18 protein-coding genes are annotated in these 19360 nt (G+C 73.5%); 17 read left to right on the forward strand and 1 reads right to left on the reverse strand.

The window, feature by feature from the left end; translation table 11 throughout:
* The first annotated feature begins 83 nt into the window (after positions 1 to 83).
* The 17 genes from KGD83_RS10270 (at position 84) to KGD83_RS10350 (ending at position 18612) form a co-directional block, all read left to right on the forward strand.
* Positions 84 to 419 carry a hypothetical protein gene (locus tag KGD83_RS10270; RefSeq protein ID WP_212643563.1) on the forward strand — a complete coding sequence of 112 codons (336 nt, stop codon included), beginning with the start codon at positions 84 to 86 and terminating at the stop codon, positions 417 to 419.
* A gap of 393 nt (positions 420 to 812) precedes the next feature.
* Positions 813 to 1841 carry an N-acetyl-gamma-glutamyl-phosphate reductase gene (argC, locus tag KGD83_RS10275; protein ID WP_212643564.1) on the forward strand — a complete coding sequence of 343 codons (1029 nt, stop codon included), beginning with the start codon at positions 813 to 815 and terminating at the stop codon, positions 1839 to 1841.
* Positions 1838 to 2608: a bifunctional ornithine acetyltransferase/N-acetylglutamate synthase gene (locus tag KGD83_RS10280; RefSeq protein WP_212643565.1), complete on the forward strand. Its 771-nt coding sequence runs from the start codon at positions 1838 to 1840 to the stop codon at positions 2606 to 2608. Before argC ends, KGD83_RS10280 begins: the two co-directional genes overlap by 4 nt.
* A complete protein-coding gene (argB, locus tag KGD83_RS10285) occupies positions 2605 to 3606 on the forward strand; it encodes an acetylglutamate kinase (protein WP_212643566.1) in 1002 nt (333 codons plus the stop codon). The genes KGD83_RS10280 and argB overlap by 4 nt, the downstream gene beginning before the upstream one ends.
* Positions 3603 to 4811 carry an acetylornithine transaminase gene (locus KGD83_RS10290; RefSeq protein WP_212643567.1) on the forward strand — a complete coding sequence of 403 codons (1209 nt, stop codon included), beginning with the start codon at positions 3603 to 3605 and terminating at the stop codon, positions 4809 to 4811. The genes argB and KGD83_RS10290 overlap by 4 nt, the downstream gene beginning before the upstream one ends.
* Before the next feature lie 2 nt (positions 4812 to 4813).
* Positions 4814 to 5761, forward strand: a complete 948-nt coding sequence (gene argF, locus KGD83_RS10295; protein ID WP_212643568.1) for an ornithine carbamoyltransferase — start codon at positions 4814 to 4816, stop codon at positions 5759 to 5761.
* On the forward strand, positions 5758 to 6291 hold the full coding sequence (locus KGD83_RS10300; RefSeq protein ID WP_212643569.1) for an arginine repressor: 534 nt from the start codon (positions 5758 to 5760) through the stop codon (positions 6289 to 6291). The genes argF and KGD83_RS10300 overlap by 4 nt, the downstream gene beginning before the upstream one ends.
* 131 nt (positions 6292 to 6422) lie before the next feature.
* Positions 6423 to 7841 carry an argininosuccinate lyase gene (gene argH, locus KGD83_RS10305; protein WP_212643570.1) on the forward strand — a complete coding sequence of 473 codons (1419 nt, stop codon included), beginning with the start codon at positions 6423 to 6425 and terminating at the stop codon, positions 7839 to 7841.
* Between the two features lie 304 nt (positions 7842 to 8145).
* Positions 8146 to 10635, forward strand: a complete 2490-nt coding sequence (locus KGD83_RS10310) for a sensor histidine kinase (RefSeq protein WP_212643571.1) — start codon at positions 8146 to 8148, stop codon at positions 10633 to 10635.
* A gap of 1 nt (position 10636) precedes the next feature.
* Positions 10637 to 11071 carry a roadblock/LC7 domain-containing protein gene (locus tag KGD83_RS10315; protein WP_212643572.1) on the forward strand — a complete coding sequence of 145 codons (435 nt, stop codon included), beginning with the start codon at positions 10637 to 10639 and terminating at the stop codon, positions 11069 to 11071.
* Positions 11068 to 11562, forward strand: coding sequence for a DUF742 domain-containing protein (locus tag KGD83_RS10320; protein ID WP_212643573.1), 495 nt, complete (start codon positions 11068 to 11070; stop codon positions 11560 to 11562). Before KGD83_RS10315 ends, KGD83_RS10320 begins: the two co-directional genes overlap by 4 nt.
* Positions 11543 to 12139 (forward strand): GTP-binding protein, encoded by a 597-nt coding sequence (locus tag KGD83_RS10325; protein WP_212643574.1) that lies wholly within the window; start codon positions 11543 to 11545, stop codon positions 12137 to 12139. Before KGD83_RS10320 ends, KGD83_RS10325 begins: the two co-directional genes overlap by 20 nt.
* 156 nt (positions 12140 to 12295) lie before the next feature.
* On the forward strand, positions 12296 to 13213 hold the full coding sequence (locus KGD83_RS10330) for a sirohydrochlorin chelatase (protein WP_212643575.1): 918 nt from the start codon (positions 12296 to 12298) through the stop codon (positions 13211 to 13213).
* A gap of 322 nt (positions 13214 to 13535) precedes the next feature.
* Positions 13536 to 16256 carry a sensor histidine kinase gene (locus tag KGD83_RS10335; RefSeq protein WP_212643576.1) on the forward strand — a complete coding sequence of 907 codons (2721 nt, stop codon included), beginning with the start codon at positions 13536 to 13538 and terminating at the stop codon, positions 16254 to 16256.
* Positions 16246 to 16701 (forward strand): DUF742 domain-containing protein, encoded by a 456-nt coding sequence (locus KGD83_RS10340; RefSeq protein WP_212643577.1) that lies wholly within the window; start codon positions 16246 to 16248, stop codon positions 16699 to 16701. Before KGD83_RS10335 ends, KGD83_RS10340 begins: the two co-directional genes overlap by 11 nt.
* Before the next feature lie 48 nt (positions 16702 to 16749).
* Positions 16750 to 17961, forward strand: a complete 1212-nt coding sequence (lhgO, locus tag KGD83_RS10345) for an L-2-hydroxyglutarate oxidase (protein WP_212643578.1) — start codon at positions 16750 to 16752, stop codon at positions 17959 to 17961.
* Between the two features lie 243 nt (positions 17962 to 18204).
* Positions 18205 to 18612 (forward strand): hypothetical protein, encoded by a 408-nt coding sequence (locus KGD83_RS10350; RefSeq protein ID WP_212644362.1) that lies wholly within the window; start codon positions 18205 to 18207, stop codon positions 18610 to 18612.
* A gap of 7 nt (positions 18613 to 18619) precedes the next feature.
* On the opposite strand, the gene KGD83_RS10355 is transcribed toward KGD83_RS10350, so the two are convergent.
* Complete coding sequence (locus KGD83_RS10355; protein ID WP_212643579.1) at positions 18620 to 19327, reverse strand: HNH endonuclease family protein; 708 nt, start codon at positions 19325 to 19327, stop codon at positions 18620 to 18622.
* Positions 19328 to 19360: the final 33 nt, after the last annotated feature.

Consider the following 19360-nt stretch of genomic DNA (forward strand, 5'->3'; position numbering starts at 1 on the left):
ACCCAAGGCGACCACGGCCAAGCTCGCCGAGTCCCGTGCGCCTTCTGCGTGCCTTGATCTCGGGCGGTGAGGAGAAACGCCGCGTGGCGCTCGCAGTAGCCCCTGAGGTGTTCCCGTGGACGAGATTTCTGCCGGAGCAGGATGCCGAGACGTTTCTCGCCGAGCTCGCCGAACTGCTGCACGCCATCGAGGAGTTGGACACCAACGCCCCGGTGCTGACGCCGGTGACCCAGTGGAAGCACGCCGCTGAGGTCTACGCGCACCCCGAGGCGCTGGAAGCACTGACGCGTGAGCGTGATCCCGACGCCGACTTCGGGCCGGTTCCGCCTCCAGGGGGCGGGATGAGTCCTAAGCGCGGAGACCGGGTCGCACCCCCTCCAAAGAAGGGCGAATACGAGATCCGCTTCCAGAACGCGTAGGCGGCCAAGGGCCGGGACGAACTCTGCAACCAGGCGCCGGGTAACACGTATGACGCCTGGTCCATCATGCGCAGTCACCCTCAGGAGACCCGCGACCCGGACCGCCGCCATCAGATGAGGGGCACCCTCTCGACGGAACTCTTCAGAGGCGAACCGGTTGCGCGCTGGCAGGTCGAAGCAACGGCTGCTGGGCGTATCTGGTCCTTCGTCGATGAGGAGCGCCGGACGGTGTGGATCGAACGCGCCAGTCCGCGCCATCCCGAGCGCACCGAGTAGTCGGGCGGCCCCCTGACGAGACCCCGCCCACATCAGGCTGGGCCTCGGCGAATCTGGTTGCATACATTTGCATGTGAGTGCATGATAGTTCAGTCGAACTGATCAGGGGGCACCACCATGGGACACACAGCGGCCATCGCCGGAGCCAGCGGCTACGCGGGAGGCGAGCTGCTGCGCCTGCTCCTGGGACACCCCGAGATCTCCATCGGCGCGGTCACCGCCGGAGGCAACGCCGGGACCCCCCTCATCCAGCACCAGCCGCACCTGCTGCCGCTGGCCGACCGGACCCTGGCGCCCACCACCGTCGAGGAGCTGCGCGGACACGACGTCGTCTACCTGGCCCTCCCGCACGGCCAGTCCGCCGACATCGCCCAGCAGCTCGGCGACGACACCCTCGTGGTCGACTGCGGCGCCGACTTCCGCCTCAACGACGCCGCCGCCTGGGAACGCTTCTACGGCACCCCGCACGCCGGGACCTGGCCCTATGGTCTCCCCGAACTCCCCGGACAGCGCGAGCGACTCACCGGCGCCCGCCGCGTCGCCGTCCCCGGCTGCCACGTCACCGTCGCCACGCTGGCCCTCTTCCCGGGGCTGGCCGAGCAGCTCGTCGAACCCGACCTGACCGTCGTCGCCGTCACCGGCACCTCCGGCGCGGGCAAGGCCCCCAAGCCCAACCTCGTCGGCAGCGAGGTCATGGGCGCCCTCAGCCCCTACGGGGTCGGCGGCACCCACCGGCACAACCCCGAGATCGTCCAGAACCTCACCGCGGTCACCGGCGAACCGGTCAGGCTCTCCTTCACCCCGGTCCTGGCCCCGCTGCCCCGCGGCATCCTGGCCACCTGCACCGCCCCCCTGAAGGAGGGCGTCACCGCCGAGCGGATCCGCGCGGCCTACCAGACCGCCTACGCCGACGAGCCCTTCGTCCACCTGCTCCCCGAGGGCACCTGGCCCAGCACCGCCATGACGCTGGCCGCCAACACCACCCTCGTGCAGGTCACCGTCGACCCCGACGCGGGCCGCATGGTCGCCGTCGCCGCCCTGGACAACCTCACCAAGGGCACCGCGGGCGGCGCCGTCCAGAGCACCAACCTCGCCCTCGGCCTGCCCGAGGGCACCGGCCTCCCGCTCGCGGCGGTCGCCCCGTGAGCGTCACCGCGCCCCGGGGCTTCCGCGCGGCCGGGGTCGCCGCCGGGCTCGGGGACGGCGGCGCACGGGACGTCGCCGTGGTCGTCAACGACGGCCCCTCCCGCGCCGCCGGAGCCGTCTTCACCGCCGCCGAGGACAGGGCCGCCCCCGTCCTGTGGTCCCAGCAGGTCGTCTCCGGCGAACGCGTGCGCGCCGCCGTCATCGACTCCGGCGGGGGCGACACGGGCTTCCAGGACGTCCACGCCGCGGCCGAGCACACCGCGGACCTGCTCGACGACTCCGCCGCCGAGGTCGTGCTCTGCTCCGCCGGACCCGCGGGTAGGCGCACCGGCGCCGACGCTCTGCTCCGGGGCGTCACCGCCGCCCTGGCCCAGGCCTCGCGCGGCGGCGGACTGGACGCCGCCGACGCGATCCGCACCACCGACACCGTCGCCAAGATCGCCTTCCGGCGCGGCGACGGCTACACCGTCGGCGCCATGGCCAAGGGCCCGGACGCCTCCCTGTCCACCGCGCTGTGCGTGCTCACCACCGACGCCGACGTCACCGCCGACCAGTGCCGGCGCCTGCTCGCCGACGCCGTCGCCGCCTCCCTCGCCCCCCTGACCGCCGCCAACGACACCGTGCTGCTCATGGCCAGCGGAGCCAGCGGCACGTCCCCCCGCGAGGGCGACCTCGCCGCACTGCTCACCGAGGTGCTGGCCGAGCTGGCCACCCAGCTGCGCGCCGACACCCCCGCCACCGACCACGACCGGGCCCAGAACTCATGATCGCGCGCTCACCCCACACCACCGACGACCCGGCCAGGGCACACGCCCTGGACAAGGCGGCCCACCTCATCGAGGCGCTGCCCTGGCTCTCCCGCTTCCACGGCCGCACCGTCGTGGTCAAGTACGGCGGCAACGCCATGATCAGCGAGGAACTGCGGGCCCGCTTCGCCGAGTCCGTCGTCTTTTTGCGCTACGCGGGCCTGCGGCCCGTCGTCGTGCACGGCGGCGGCCCCCAGATCAGCGCCCAGCTCGAACGCGCCGGAGTGGAGTCCACCTTCACAGCCGGGCTGCGGGTGACCACCGACGAGGCCATGGACATCGTCCGCATGGTCCTCACCGGCCAGGTCAACCGCGAGATCGTCGGCCTGGTCAACCAGCACGGCCCCTTCGCCGTCGGCATGTCCGGCGAGGACGCCAACCTGCTGTCCGCCGTGCGCAAGACCGTCGAGGTGGACGGCGAGACCGTCGACATCGGCCGCGTCGGAGAGATCACCGGGGTCGACCCCGGAGCCGTCGCCGCGCTCCTGGACGACGGCCGCATCCCCGTGGTCTCAAGCGTCGCCCGCGCCGACGACGGCGGCGTCTACAACGTCAACGCCGACACCGCCGCCTCCGCCCTCGCGGTGGCCCTGGGCGCCAGCAAGCTCATCGTGCTCACCGACGTCGAGGGCCTGTTCGCCGACTACCCCAGCAACACCGAGCTCATCAGCCGTCTGAACGCCGACGAGCTGCGCGCGCTGCTGCCCTCCCTGTCCTCGGGGATGCTCCCCAAGATGGAGGCGTGCCTGCACGCCGTGGAGGGCGGCGTCCCCCAGGCCCACATCATCGACGGCCGCGTGCCCCACTCCCTGCTCCTGGAGGTCTTCACCGACCAGGGCGTGGGCACCATGGTCGCCGACGAGGAACTGGAGGCCGCCCTGCTCGCGGGCAACGGCCACACCCCGCGCCCCTGGCGCGGCGACCACACCACCGTCACCAACGCAGGAGGCGCACAGTGACCAGCGGTTCCCACCTGCGCGAGCGCTTCTCGGCCTCGCTCATGCCCAACTACGGCGTCCCGCCCGTCGCCCTCACCCTCGGGCGCGGCTGCGAGGTCTACGACGCCGACGGCCGCCAGTACCTCGACCTCATCGCCGGGATCGCCGTCTCCAGCCTCGGACACGGGCACCCCGCCCTGGTCAAGGCGGTCGCCCACCAGGCGGCCACGCTCGCCCACACCAGCAACCTGTTCGTCCACGAACGCGAGGTCCAACTCGCGGAGCGCCTGATCGCCCTGGTGGGCGGCGACGCCAAGGTCTTCTTCGCCAACTCCGGCACCGAGGCCAACGAGGCCGCGCTCAAACTGGTCAAGCGCGCCGCCGGGCCCGGACGCCACTACTTCGTCGCCGCGTCCCACGGCTTCCACGGCCGCACCTCCGGCGCCCTCGCCCTCACCGGCAAGGACGCCATCCGCGAGCCCTTCGGCCCCTTCGGCATGGACGTGCGCTTCGTCCCCCACGGAGACCTGGACGCCCTCGCCGAAGCCGTCGACGAGCACTGCGTCGCGGTGTTCACCGAACCCACCCAGGGCGAGGCCGGGGTCGTCCCCGCCCCCGAGGGCTACCTCGCCGGGGTCCGGAGGATCTGCGACGACACCGGCGCCGCCTTCGTCCTCGACGAGATCCAGAGCGGCATCGGCCGCACCGGCCGCTGGTTCGCCCACCAGGCCGAGGACGTGCGCCCCGACGTGCTCACCCTCGCCAAGGGCCTGGGAGGCGGCCTGCCCATCGGCGCCTGCGTCGGCTTCGGCCGCTACGCCGACGCCTTCGCCAAGGGCGACCACGGCTCCACCTTCGGCGGCAACCCGGTGGCCTGCGCGGCGGCCCTCGCCGTCCTCGACACCATCGAGAGCGAGAACCTGCTCGCCCACACCGCCGTCATGGGCGACCTGCTCGCCGAGCAGATCGACTCCATCGACCACCCCCTGCTGGCCGGACAGCGCGGCAGCGGACTGTGGCGGGCCCTGGAGCTCACCGCGCCGCACGCCGCCCACGTGCAGGAACAGGCGGCCGTCCGCGGCTTCCTCGTCAACGCCGTGGCGCCCGACGCGGTCCGGATCGCCCCGCCCCTGGTCATCACACCCGAACAGATCGGCCTGTTCATCGAGGCGCTGCCCACCATCCTGGACGCCGCCGAGGCCGCAGCCACGAAGGAGCAGCAGTAGCCGTGACCCGCCACTTCCTGCGCGACGACGACCTGACCCCGGACGAACAGGCCCGGGTCCTCGACCTCGCCGACGACATGAAGAAGGACCGCTTCGGCCACCGGCCGCTCGCCGGCCCGCGCACCGTCGCCCTGATCTTCGACAAGCCCTCCACCCGGACCCGGCTGTCCTTCGCCGTGGGTGTGGCCGACCTGGGCGGCAGCGCCCTGGTCCTGGACACCGCCAGCACCCAGATGGGCCGCGGCGAACCCCTGGAGGACACCGCCCGAGTCCTGGAACGCCAGGTCGCCGCCGTCGTGTGGCGCACCTTCGCCCAGAGCGACCTGGAGACCCTGGCCGCCCACATCTCCGTCCCGGTGGTCAACTCCCTCACCGACGAGTTCCACCCCTGCCAGATCCTGGCCGACCTCCAGACCGTCCGCGAGCACAAGGGCGACCTGGCCGGACTCACCCTCGCCTACCTGGGCGACGGCGCCAACAACATGGCCCACTCCTACCTGCTCGGCGGCGCCACCGCCGGACTCCACGTGCGCGTCGGCGCACCCGAGGGACACCAGCCCGACCCCGCGGTGGTCGCGCGCGCCGCCGAGATCGCCGCCACCACCGGCGGGTCGGTCACGGTCACCGCCGACGCCCGCGAGGCCGCCCGGGGAGCCGACGTCCTGGCCACCGACACCTGGGTGTCCATGGGCCAGGAGGACGAGGCAGCCGACCGCGAGGCGCCCTTCCGCCCCTACGCGATCGACGCCGACCTGCTCGCCACCGCCCACCCTGCGGCGATCGTCCTGCACTGCCTGCCCGCCTACCGCGGCAAGGAGGTCTCCGCCGAGGTCATCGACGGGCCGCAGAGCGTGGTCTGGGACGAGGCCGAGAACCGCCGCCACGCCCAGAAGGCCCTGCTCGCCTTCCTGCTGGAGGCCAGCGACAACCCCGGTCCCCTCCGCCCATGACGGCGGAGAACGGCGGCACGGCGCCGATGACCAAGGCGGCCAGACACGCCCGGATCACCGACGTCCTCACCCGGGAGGACGTCAGGTCCCAGGGCGAGCTGGCCAGGCGCCTGTCCGAGGCGGGCGTCCAGGTCACCCAGGCCACCCTCTCCCGGGACCTGGACGAACTGGGCGCCGTCAAGCTCCGCACCGCGGACGGCCACCTGGTCTACGTGCTGCCGGGTGAGGGGGGCGAACGCCTCCAGCGGACCCGCCCCGACAGCCTGGACCTGGAACAGGTCTCCGGCGCGCGCCTGACCCGGCTCGCCGAGGACCTGCTGGTCTCGGCCGAGGCCTCCGCCAACATGGTCATCGTCCGCACCCCGCCCGGCGCGGCCCAGTACCTGGCCTCGGCCATCGACCACACCGACTTCCACGCCATCCTGGGCACCATCGCGGGGGACGACACCATCCTGGTCATCTCCCGCGACCCCCGGGGCGGCGAGGACCTGGCCGCCGCCCTCCTGCGACTGGCCGACCGCAGACCGTAACCTCGTACGAGGACGTCCCGGGCCCCCGCCGGGACCGCCGGGCCCCGCCACCGGCGCCCGCGCACGTAGCACCCGAGCGGTGCGGGGCAGCGGCCCCGCACCGCCGCACCACACGTCAAGGAGAGACCACCATGGCCGACCAGCCCGAGGCGCTGCGCCTGTGGGGAGGCCGTTTCGAGGGCGGCCCCGACCAGGCCCTGGCGCGCCTGTCGCTGAGCACCCACTTCGACTGGCGCCTGGCCCGCCACGACATCGCCGGATCGCGCGCCCACGCCCGCGCCCTGCACCGGGCGGGCCTGCTCACCGCCGACGAGCTGGACCGCATGATCGAGGGCCTGGACCGGCTGGAGGCCGACGTGGCCTCCGGGGCGTTCACCCCCGTCCTGGAGGACGAGGACGTGCACACCGCCCTGGAGCGCGGCTTCATCGAGCGGGTCGGCACCGAACTGGGCGGGCGGCTGCGCGCCGGGCGCTCCCGCAACGACCAGATCGCCACCCTCGTGCGCATGTACCTGCGCGAGGAGGCCCGGCAGATCGCCGACCAGCTCCTGGACCTGGTGCGGGCCCTGGCCGACCAGGCCGCGGCCCACCCGGACGCCGCCATGCCCGGCCGCACCCACCTCCAGCACGCCCAGCCCGTGCTGCTCGCCCACCAGCTCATGGCGCACGCCTGGCCCCTGGTGCGCGACGTCGAGCGGCTGCGCGACTGGGACCGCCGCGCCGCGGTGTCCGCCTACGGCTCCGGCGCGCTGGCCGGGTCCTCCCTGGGGCTGGACCCCCGCGCGGTCGCCGCCGAACTGGGCTTCCCCGACTCGGTGGACAACTCCATCGACGGCACCGCCTCCCGCGACGTCGTCGCGGAGTTCGCCTTCGTCACCGCCATGATCGGCGTGGACCTGTCCCGGCTCTCGGAGGAGGTCATCCTGTGGGCGACGAAGGAGTTCTCCTTCGTCACGCTCGACGACGCCTTCTCCACCGGCTCCTCGATCATGCCCCAGAAGAAGAACCCCGACGTCGCCGAACTCGCCCGCGGCAAGGCCGGGCGCCTCGTCGGCGACCTCACCGGGCTGCTCACCACCCTCAAGGGGCTCCCGCTGGCCTACAACCGGGACCTGCAGGAGGACAAGGAGCCGGTCTTCGACGCGGTGGACACCCTCCACCTGCTGCTGCCCGCGATGACCGGCATGGTCGCCACCCTCACCTTCCACACCGACCGTATGGCCGAACTCGCCCCGCAGGGCTTCTCCCTGGCCACCGACATCGCCGAGTGGCTGGTGCGCGAGCGCGTGCCCTTCCGGGAGGCGCACGAGATCGCGGGCGCCTGCGTGCGCGTGTGCGAGGAGCGCGGCATCGACCTGCCCGACCTGGGCGACGACGAACTCGCCGCCGTGTCCGAGCACCTGACCCCCGCGGTGCGCGAGGTCCTCAGCGTGTCCGGATCGCTGGCATCGCGCTCCGACAAGGGCGGCACCGCCCCCGTGCGCGTGGCCGAGCAGTTGGAGAAGCTGCGCTCGGACATCGAGGAGCAACGCAAGGCCTTCACCGCCTGAGCTCCGCCGCAGCCGCGCACGGGCGCGCCGACCCCGCCGGGGGCGGCGCGCCCGTACGCGTTCGCGGGTCCCCCCACGGCGACCGCGTCCACGGTCCCCGCGCCCACGTCACACCCATTTTGGAATTCGCCCGGCACCCGCAGTGAGAGTGCGGTAGCGTCCTGGTTCTGCGGGCACCAGGCGTGGTCTGCCCTGTGCGAACCGTGACGCCCCCTCGGCGCACGGCACTTTCGGCGCATCCGCGCGTCGTGCGGTGCGACCCACGTCCGACAGGCGCCCGCGACCAGTCCGTGGGAGGAAGGCAATGGGGAACACGGGAGGCACCGGCCGCAGCGCCATCAGGGCTCAGATCAACAGGATCGTACTGATCCCCAGCATCACCTTCCTGGCGCTGTTCGTCGTCCTCAGCACGGCCACACTCGTCCAGGCCGTGTCGCTGCGCTCCTCGGTCGGCGACGGCCGCGCCGGGACCCGGCTCGCCGCGGCGCTCACCCTCCTCCAGGAGGAGCGCCGCCTGAGCGCCGCCTACCTCGCCGACCCCGCCGAGGACGGCCGCGACGCCCTGTCCGACGCGGCCTCGCGCACCGACGAGGCGCTCGCCCCCGTCCACGACCTGCGCGGCACCATCGGAGACCGGGACGACCCGGACACCGAACCCCTCGCCGAGGACTTCTTCACCTCCCTGACGGAGGTCGCGGAGCTGCGCGCCCAGAACCTCGCCGAACCCGGCTCAGCCGAGGACGCCCTCACCGTCTACACCACCGCGATCGGGCAGGGCATCCGCCTCTACGCCGACACCGCCCGCTCCCTCGACAACGGGCCCGCCCCCGCCGAGGCCGCCGCCGTCACCGACCTGATGTGGGCCCAGGAGAGCTTCAGCCACGCCGACGCACTCATCGCGGCCGTACTCGCGGAGGACTCCCTCGACCGCTTCCAGCAGGCACAGGTCGCCGCGCTCACCGCCGACGCCCGCCACCGCGTCGACATGGCCCCTCCCGGCCCCGCCGCCGACGACGGAGAACCCCCCGCCCTGACCGCCCTCGCCGGAAGCCGCTCCTGGCAGGACGCCCTCGCCGTCGCGGACACCCTCGCCACGTACGAGGCCCCGATCGTCGTGGACGCCCTCACCGGCGAGCAGACCCGCGATCCCGCGCCGCCCGAGGGGCTCGGGGGCTGGCGCGAGGCCGCCGACCAGGTCAACGCCGAGCTGGCCGACATCACCGCCACGCGCTCCGTCTCCGTCGTCACCGCCACCGAGCAGGCCAGCTCGTGGATGCTCACCCTCGCCCTGGGCGGCAGCATCACCTCCCTGTTCGCGGGCACCCTCGCCTACGGTGTGGCCGCCCGCTCCGCCGGGCGCCTCACCCACCGGCTCGCCCAGCTGCGCGCCGACACCCTGGGCAGCGCGCGCAGCGACCTGCCCCGCATCGTGCGCCGCCTGGAGTCGGGGGAGCAGGTCGACCTCGACACCGAGATGAAACAGCTCGACCACGGCGACGACGAGGTCGGACAGGTCGCCGACGCCTTCAACATCGCCCAGCGCACCGCCGTCGCCGCCGCCGTCAAACAGGCGGACATACGCGCGGGCGTCAACCGGGTCTTCCTCGGCATCGCCCACCGCCACCAGTCCCTCCTCCAGCGCCAGCTCCAGCTGCTGGACCGCGTCGAGCGCGAGGAGGAGGACCCCGACCTGCTGGAGAGCCTCTTCCAGCTCGACCACCTGGCCACCCGGGGCCGCCGCCACGCCGAGAACCTCATCATCCTGGGCGGCGCCCAGCCCGGCCGCCGCTGGCGCCACCCCGTCCCGCTCGTGGACATCCTGCGCGGCGCCATCTCCGAGACCGAGGAGTACACCAGGGTCCGCCTGACCTCCGTCCCCGACCTGTCGCTGTCCGGCGCCGCGGTGGCCGACGTCATCCACATGCTCGCCGAGCTGGTCGAGAACGCCACCGCCTACTCGCCGCCGCACACCCAGGTCACCATCGCCACCGAGTCCGTGCCCAAGGGAGTGGCCGTGGAGATCGAGGACCGGGGCCTGGGCATGACCGAGGAGGTCCTCACCAGCTCCAACCGCACCCTCAGCGAGGCGCCCGAGTTCGACGTCATGACCTCCGGCGGGGACTCGCGCCTGGGCCTGTTCGTCGTCGCCCGCCTCGCCGCCAAACACGACATCCGGGTGCAGCTGCGGCACTCGCCCTACGGAGGCACCCGCGCCGTGGTGCTCATCCCCGGCACCCTGGTCGCCTCCTCCTCCAACGCCCCGGAACCGCCCCGCGCGGCCATCCGCCAGGGCGCCCACTCGGTACTGAACGAGCCGTCGGGACAGCACGGCGACACGCTCACCGCGCAGGACGCCCCCCACCGGACCCGGCCCCTGCTGCGCCCGGTCCCCCGCGACGGCGACGGCGCGCGCCCGGCCCGGGGCACGCCCCTGCTGCGCCGGGTACCTGCGCCCGCCTCCGACTCCGGGACAGCGGACGCCGCCCCCGGGACCGAAACCGGGACCGGTCGGGTCGGGGCCGCACCCGGCCGCCCCGGACTGCCCCGGCGCAGGCGCCAGGCCAGCCTCGCACCCCAGCTCAGAGCCGCGGGCACGCCGGAGTGGGACGAAGCCGACCCTCCGGACTCCTCCCGGCGCACCCCCGAACAGGCGCGGCGGATGATGGACGCCTTCAGCGCCGGAACCCGGCGCGGTCGGGCGGCGGACATCGGGGCCGACGCCGACGAACGTGAACACAGCAGTGACGGTCAGGTCGGTGCGAGCGCCGACGATCACACGGGAGAAAGCGACTGACATGGTGGGCAAGAGCAAGGCCGCTGACAATCTGGACTGGCTCCTGGACGACCTGGTCGACCGCGTCGTCGGTGCCGAGAACGCGATCGTGCTGTCGGCCGACGGACTGCTGCTCGGAGGCTCGCGGGGACTGGCCTCCGAGGACGCCGAGCACCTGTCGGCCCTGGCGTCGGCGTTCCAGAGCCTGGCGCGCGGGACGGGCCGACACTTCGGCGGCGGCGACGTCCGCCAGACCGTGGTGGAGATGGAGCACTCCTACCTCTTCGTCACCGCCGCGGGCGCCGGAGCGTGCCTGGCGGTGCTGGCCAGCGAGGACGCCGACGTCGGCCTTGTCGCCTACGAGATGAACCTGCGGGTCAAGCGGGTGGGCCAGTTCCTCACCGCCGCGCCGCGTCGGCCGGACCACCTCACCGTCACCGGGAGCGCCGGTTCATGAGCACGCCCGGAGAGCGGCGCGGAGCGCCGCCGGCCGTGCCGCCGGCGCCGGACGAAGCGGTGCAGCCGCTGTCCGGCAGCCAGGCACTGGCCTGGTACAGGGGCAGGGGGCACCCGACGTCGGAGGGGCCCGCGGCGGGCGTCACGCTCGGCGACGCCCCCTCGGGTCAGCTCGTGCGCCCGTACACCATGACCGGGGGCCGCACCCGGCCCCGGACCGGTCCGCGCCTGGACCTGGTCACCATCGTCGTCGCCGCCGCCGACCGCGGGGACCGGGAGGGAGAGCCCGAACAGCAGGCCATCCTGGGCCTGTGCCGCAGACCCATATCGGTGGCCGAGATCTCCGCCCGGCTCGACATCCCCCTGACCGTCGTCAGGGTGCTCCTGGGAGACCTCCTCGCCGACGGCGACGTGCGCACCCGGGCGCCCATGACCCAGCTCCCCGAGAAGAAAGTACTTCAGGCGGTACTCGATGGCATCCGCAGACTCTGACACCAGGCCGCAGGAAGCGATCCCCCAGGCGGTCAAGATCATCGTCGCGGGGGGATTCGGCGCGGGCAAGACCACACTGGTCGGCTCCGTCAGCGAGATCACCCCGCTCAGCACGGAGGAGGTGATGACCGAGGCCAGCTACGGCGTGGACGACCTCGGTGGAGTGGAGGACAAGACCACCACCACGGTCGCCCTGGACTTCGGCCGCATCACCATCAACACCGACATCGTCCTGTACATGTTCGGCACCCCCGGACAGGACAGGTTCTGGTTCATGTGGAACGAGCTCTCCCAGGGGGCGCTGGGCGCGGTCGTGCTGGCCGACACCCGCCGCCTGGACACCTGTTTCCACGCCGTGGACTTCTTCGAACGCCGCGGACTGCCCTTCGTGGTCGCGGTGAACCGCTTCGAGGGCTCCACCTCCTACCGACGCGAGGAGGTCCGCGAGGCGCTGGACATCTCCGCCGAGGTGCCGGTCATCATGGCCGACGCCCGCGAGCGCGAGTCCTGCAAGGAGGTGCTGGTGGAGCTGGTCACCCACGTGATCCAGGGCCGGAGCCCCGTCATGAGCGGGTGACACGTCCGGGTCGCCGACCCGGACAATCCCCGCGGATTCGATCCGGTATACGTTCGGAGGACACGTCCGCGCAACAAGGTGCCGAACGCTACAATGTCGCGGCAGTGACCACCGACCCCACCGGGCGCCCCATCCGCCTCTCATCTGAATCCTGGTATGCGAAACTCTGACCGACTTCCCCCACGCGAACTGCCCAAGCGGCGCTCCGGCCGCCACCGCAACCCGCTGTCCTTCGACAACTGGTTCGGCACCCCCGCCCTGATCATGGCGGTCCCGGGCACGGCCGACCGGGCCAGGGGCGCCGACGGTGAGTCGATCGGTGCCCGGATGGCCGACCTCGTGCGCGCCTACCGCCCCGAGGTCACCATCCGCTACGGCCACACCGAGGGCGACGAACAGAGCCTCACCGAGGCCCTCACCGATCTCAAGGACGACCAGGGCAGCCCCTTGTCCGCCGTCGTCGTCCCGCTGGTCACCGCACCGCACGCGGACACGTCCGCGGCGATCGAGGCGGCCGTCGCCCGGACGGGCGCCGAAGCGCGCGTCACCGAGGGCCTGGGGCCGCACCCCATGCTCGCCGAGGTTCTGCACCTGCGGCTGGCCGAGTCCGGATACGTGCGCGCGGACCGCATGCGCCTGATCAGCGTCGTCGCCCGTGACACCACCATGGCGGACGGCATCATCGTCGGCGCCGTGGGCGGCGAGGCCGCGGCCGGGGCCGCGGGGGTGAGCGCCGTGCTGCTCGCCGCGCGCCTGGGCCTGACCGTGCTCCCCGCGGACCTGGAGAACGAGGCCGCCGTCGAGCAGGTCGTGGGCCAGCTCAGACAGGGCGGCTGCAAGCGCCCGGTGATCGCGCCCAGCGCCCTGGGGCCGGAACTGCCCCGCGAGGAGCTGGAGGCGCTCGCCGCGCGCTTCGGCGCCAGGCTCGGCGCGCCCCTGGGCGCGGACAGCCTGCTGGGCAAGATCGCCGCCCTGCGCTACGCCGAGGTCCTCAACTCCCTGGGCGTGGAGCAGCCGCCCACGGTCGAGGAACTGCCCGCCCCGGTGGGATCCCGGCACCGTCCGGAGTCCTGACGGCGCGGCCGCCACGGACGCGACCTTTCCGACAGCGCCCCGAGGGCGCGACACGCCGTACCCCGGCACACGGCGGTGTGCCTCCCGGGGGCCGTCCGCGCAACGGGCGGCCCCCGTCGCGTGCGCCCGGCCTCCGGACCTGCGGGTTCTCGCCGCGAGAGCGGCCGCTAACACATCCGCGGTCGGGAACCGCCCCAAGAAAAGGCAACTGATAGTGATCGTTTGACAGCATAAAGCAAGGATTCTTCGATAGCCTCGGCTTGACCGAAAGCCGCCGGGGCGCCCTCTCGCCGCCCGGCAACCGCACAGGCCGGAGGGGGCCATGCGCAGAATCCGCGACAACGCGCCCACGATCCGGAGACAGCTCACCCGCATCGTGCTGATCCCGAGCCTGTGCTTCCTCGCGCTCTGGCTCGTCGTGGCCGCCATCGGCACCATCCGCGCCGTCCAGTTCATGGGAGCCGTCGTCCAGGCCCGCGAGGGAACACAGGTCTTCTCCGCCGCGGCGGAGGAGGTGAAGGCCGAACGACGCCTCTCCCTGGTCAACCTGGGCCGCTTCGAGAGCACCGGTGCCCGCGACGACCAGGTCGGCGCAGCCCTCGACGAGCAGCGCGAGCACACCGACACCGCCATGGCCGAGGCCGTCGCGTTCGCCGAGCGGCTGCGCGGGACCCGCGACGACGAGGTCGAACGCAGTGCGACCGACCTGGTCGACAGCGCCGGGGCCCTCGACGAGGTCCGCGCGGACGTGGACGCGCACCGCGTCGGGCAGGAGGAGACCATCCTGCGCTACGGCGATGTTCTGGCGGGCACCACCGGCGCCACCACCGCGCTCGTGCACACCACCGACGGCGGGGAGAACCTCACCGACGCCGTCCTGACCAGCGAGCTCATGAGCGCCTCCTCCGCCTACTCCACCGCCGACGCACTGCTCGCGGGAGCCATCGCCCGGGGCGAGATGAGCTACGAGGAGACGGCGCACTTCACCTACCTCACCGCCTCCTACCGGGACACCCTGGAGCCGGCCAGCACCGCCATGCACTCGAGCGTGGCCGCCCGCTACGAGGAGATGGTCTCCCTGCCCGCCTGGTCCCGGGCGGAGGAGCTGAGCCGCCGGGTGGTCACCCGGCAGCCGATCGCCGAACCGAACGAACCGGCCGAACCGGCTGAACCGGGCGAATCGGTCCAGGGGGCCACGGGCTCGGGCTGGAACGCCGACGTCGGCATCAGGGCGCAGGCGTGGGACGGCTCCTCCGCCGAAGCGGCCCTGGCGCTACAGGACCTGGCGGGGGTCCAGGCCAGGCGTACCGTCGACCTTGCCTGGAGCGCCGCGCTGCTGCGCGTCTTCCTGGGCGTGGCGGCGGCCGCGCTCACCCTGGCGGGCGGCGCGGTGGCCATCGCCGTGGTCGGCCGTTCCTCGCGCCGCCTCACCGATCGCCTGACCCACCTGCGCGAACAGATCCTGGACCGCGACGGGGACCTGCCCGACATCGTCGACCGCGCCCAGCGCGGCGAGAAGGTCGACGTCCAGGAGGAGCTGCCTCCGCTGGACGAGTGGGGCGACGACGAGATCGGCCAGGTCGCTGAGGCCTTCGACGCCGCCCAGCTCACCGCCGTGGAGTCGGCCGTGCTCCAGGCCGAGATCCGCCGGGGGGCCAACCGCGCCTTCCTGGGCATCGCCTTCCGCAACCAGGCCCTGGTCCAGCGCCAGCTCCGACTGCTCGACGAGATCGAGTACCACGAACAGGACCCCGATGCGCTGCGTCGCCTCTTCCGCCTGGACCACCTGGCCACTCGCGCACGCCGCTACTCCGACAACCTCATCATCCTCGGCGGGGGGCAGTCGGCCCGCCGCTGGCGCCAGCCCCGCCCGCTCGTGGACGTGCTGCGCGCCGCCATCGCCGAGACCGAGGACTTCGAGCGCGTCCGCCTGACCTCGGCGCCCCGTGTGCTCATGCACGGGCAGGTGGTCGCCGACGTGGTGCACCTGCTCGCCGAACTCGTCGAGAACGCCACGCAGTTCTCCCCGGCGGGCACGCCCGTGGACGTCGGCTGCACCCCGGCCGCGGAGGGGCTGGTGGTGGAGATCGAGGACCGGGGCCTGGGCATGTCCGAGCGCGGCTACGCGGAGGCCGAGCGCACGCTCACCCAGCCCCCCGAGTTCGACGTCATGGCCCTGCCCGAGGACCCCCGGCTGGGCCTGTTCGTGGTGTCCCGCCTGGCCGGTCGGCACGGTGTCCGGGTCTGGCTGCGGCCCTCGCCCTACGGGGGCACCCGGGCCACCGTGCTCATCCCCGCCTCCCTGCTGGAACCGGTCGACAACCTCCTGACGGTCGCGGGCACGCCCACGGGCCGCCCTGCGGCGGACGGACGGGAGGCTCGCGTTCCGGCCGGGTGGGGAGCTCCCCCCGCGCGGGCGGCCCTCACCACGCGAGGCCACGGCGCGGACGGCGCCGTCCACGGGCGTACGGGCCCGCAGGCTCCCGTGCCGCCCTCGGCGCAGAGCGGCCCCCAGCCCCTGGCGTCGCAGTACCGAACCGGCCCGCAGGCTCCCGCCACGCCTCCGGGACAGACCGGCCCACAGCTCTTCGTGCCGCGGCCGGACCCGACCGGACCGCAGGTCCCCGTGCCGCCTCCCGGACAGAGCGGTCCGCAACCCTCGGTGCCGCGGCCGGACCCGACCGGACCGCAGGTCCCCGCACGCGGAGGACGGACAGGTCCGCAGCCTTCCGCCGCCCCCGCCGGACAGAGCGGTCCGCAGGTCCCCGTACCGCCTTCCGGGCGGACCGGCCCTCAGCCCTTCGCCCCGCAGCCGGACCGGACCGGCCCGCACGGCGTCGTCCTGGCGCACACCGGACCGCAGGGGTCCGTTCCCGCGTCCGGCGCCCTCGGCGGCACCGCTGCGCCGGGGGAGACGGGGGAGCACCCCCTCCCCGACCCGTACGGACACCCGCTCGGACAGGAAACCGTCCCCGAACCGTGGCCCGACGGCGCGGCGCGCGCACCCGCCCCCACGCAGCCGAGGGGGAACCGTGAGAGCTGACGGCAGCCCCGGCCGCAGAGCGGCCGCGCACGCTCCCAGGACCCACTCCGACCCGCCCCCGGACCTCCCCGACCCCGAGGAGGAACCCGGCCGGGAGCGCTTCCTGCGCCCCTTCGCCGTGGCCGCGGGAGATCCCGACGCCCACGCCTTCGGCGTCCCCCGCGGCGGCCCGGACGAGCCCGACCTGCTCAACCTGGTCGTCGCCGCCCGCGTCCCGGGCCGCCACGAACTGCTGCGGCCCGAACGCGAGGCCCTCCTCCGCCACGCCCTGCGCGCGCGTACCGTCGTCGAACTCGCCGCCGAGGTGCGCCTGCCGGTCGGCCAGGTCCGGGCCATCGTCTCCGACATGGTCGCCGACGGCTCGCTCCAGCGCTGCGGCCCCTCGCGCCCGCTGGGCCGGGAGGACCTGCTGCACGCCGTCCTCGTCGGCCTGCGCGCGCTGTGACCGGTCCGCCCTCCTCCCGACCGGACCCGGATTGCTAGCGTGCCGCTCATGCGCAGCACCGAACACATCGGCGTCATCGGAGCGGGCATCGTCGGCCTGGCCCTCGCCCGCCGCCTCACCCTCCACCGTCCCGGCACCCGCGTCACCGTCCTGGAGAAGGAGGACCGGGTCGCCGCGCACCAGACGGGCCACAACAGCGGTGTCGTCCACGCCGGGCTCTACTACAGGCCCGGATCCCTCAAGGCCACGCTGTGCCGACGCGGCGTCGGCCTGCTCAAGGACTACTGCGCCGAGCACGGGCTGCCCTACCACGAGGTCGGCAAGGTCCTCGTGGCCGCCGACGCCGGAGACGAGGCACGCCTGGACGACGTCGAACGCCGCGCGCGGGAGAACGGCGTCCCGGGCGTCACCCGGCTGGGCCCCGAGGGCCTGCGCGAGATCGAACCCCACGCTGCGGGCGTCGCCGCACTGCACTCACCGACCACAGCCGTCACCGACTTCGTCGCCGTCGCCGAGCAGTTCGCCGACGACGTGCGCCGGTCCGGCGGCCGGGTCCTGCTCAACACACCCGTGCTGGACCTGCGCCAGGAGCACGACGGCGTCCGCGTCCTCACCGGCGACCCCCGGGGCGAACGGCTCGTCCACCGCTTCGACCGCCTGGTGGTCTGCGGCGGCCTGCACGGCGACCGCCTCGCCCGCATGGCCGGCGCCGCGGAGGACCCCCGCGTGGTGCCCTTCCGCGGCCAGTACCACGAACTCGCCCCCGAGCGCCGCCACCTGGTGAACGGCCTGCTCTACCCCGTCCCCGACCCGCGGTACCCCTTCCTCGGGGTGCACCTGACCCGTCACGTCCACGGCGAGGTCATGGCCGGGCCCAACGCCATCCTCGCCACCGCGCTGGAGGGCTACCGGGCACGCGACGTGCGCACCCGGGAACTCGCTCGGACCCTGTCCTGGCCCGGGTTCTGGCGCCTGGCCCGCCGCCACTGGACCGTGGGCGCCCGGGAGACCCTCGTGTCCGCCTCGCGGGCCGCGTTCGCCGCCCAGGCCCGGCGGCTGCTGCCCGAACTGGCCGCCGCCGACCTGCGCCCGGCCCCGTCCGGGGTGCGCGCCCAGGCACTGGCCCGGAACGGCTCCCTGCTCGACGACTTCCACGTGGACACCCACGGACGGGTGGTGTGCGTGCGCAACGCGCCCTCGCCCGCGGCCACGTCGTCCCTGGCGATCGCGGAGTTCCTCACCGACACGTTCGTCCCCTGACCACCGGGGTAGGGGGCTCCGACGCGGCCCCCGCGCATGTCGACGGGGGTTGTCCACAGGTTCGAGGACACTCTGGTACGGGCCTCCGCGGCGTCCCACCATAAGAAGTGGCGGCGGCGCGGGAGGGTCCCGCTACCGCCGCCGGAGGTGACCATGCGTGTTCTCCGGTGGGTCGCGGCGGTCCTCGCCGCCGCGCTCGCACTCGTCGCGGCCCCGGCCGCAGCCAGCCCACGAGGGGGAGAGTTGGACGGATTCACCATCGGGTACCTGCCCGACCAGATCGACGACCAGACCTCGGTCTCCGACTTCGACTACGAGTGGGGCGGCGTGTCCTTCTCCAGCCGGGTGTGGGAGACGACCCTGGAGGGGGGAGGGGCCAGGGTGGTCCTCCAGGTCCTGGTCATGCGCGGCGACAGGCTCACCGACCTGTCCGCCGTCCGCGGCTTCCTGGCCGATTACCATGAGCGCTCACCCGACTGGGAGCTCACCGAGTTCGACAACAACGGCCACACCGCGCTGCACGGCGGGACCGAGGCGTTCTGGACGCCCTTCAGGGGGGTGGCGGTGGAGGTCCGCGACGCCTTCGGCCTCGTCGGCCAGAAGGAACTCCTGACCACCGCACGGGGCGTCAGAGTCGCCAACCCAGCCTGAACCGGCCTCAGCAGCCCGAGAGCACCTCGCGCAGCGCCGCCTCCTCGTCCGGGTCCACGGTCAGGTCCCACACGTGCTTGACCTCGATCCACGAGACCACGTAGTCGCAGTGCGAGGACTCCAACGGCGGCAGCCAGTCCGCCGGGTCGGCGTCGCCCTTGGACCGGTTGGTCGAAGCGCTCACCGCCCACAGTTGGGAGGAGTCCAGGTCGTTGGCGAAGCGCCCGCGCTCCTCGGTCGTCCACGCGTGGGCGCCCGAGCGCCAGCCCTCCTTCAGGGCCACCATGTGGTCGATGTCCAGGTCCTCCGCCTCGGTCAGGGTCTCCCCGTCATAGGGGCTGTACCAGGAACCCGACACCGGTTGGCAGTCGTCGTCGACCCGCACGTCCTCGCCGTCGCGCAGCAGGACCACCTGACGGGTGGTGCAGTTGTCCTGTACGCCGCTGTCCCAGTGGGGGAAGAGCGCCCTGTCGTACCCCGGCGGGTCGCTCTCCTCCTCCACCCGCAACTCCTCCATCCACTGCCGGGCCTGCTCCACTGAGGAGGAGGCGCCGCCGTCCCCGGGCGCGGACGAACCGTCGTCCCGGGGGTCGGCGGTGCGCTCGGGGTCCGGTTCGATCACTCCCAGCTGGTACAGCACGAACGCGGCGACGGCGAGGACGCCGACCACGGCGGTCACCAGACCACCGATCTTCGACGCGGCCTTCTTGGGCATCAGGGGCTCCACAACGGGTCGGGCACCGCGCGC

The organism is Nocardiopsis akebiae (assembly GCF_018316795.1).
Taxonomy (GTDB): Bacteria; Actinomycetota; Actinomycetes; order Streptosporangiales; family Streptosporangiaceae; genus Nocardiopsis; species Nocardiopsis dassonvillei.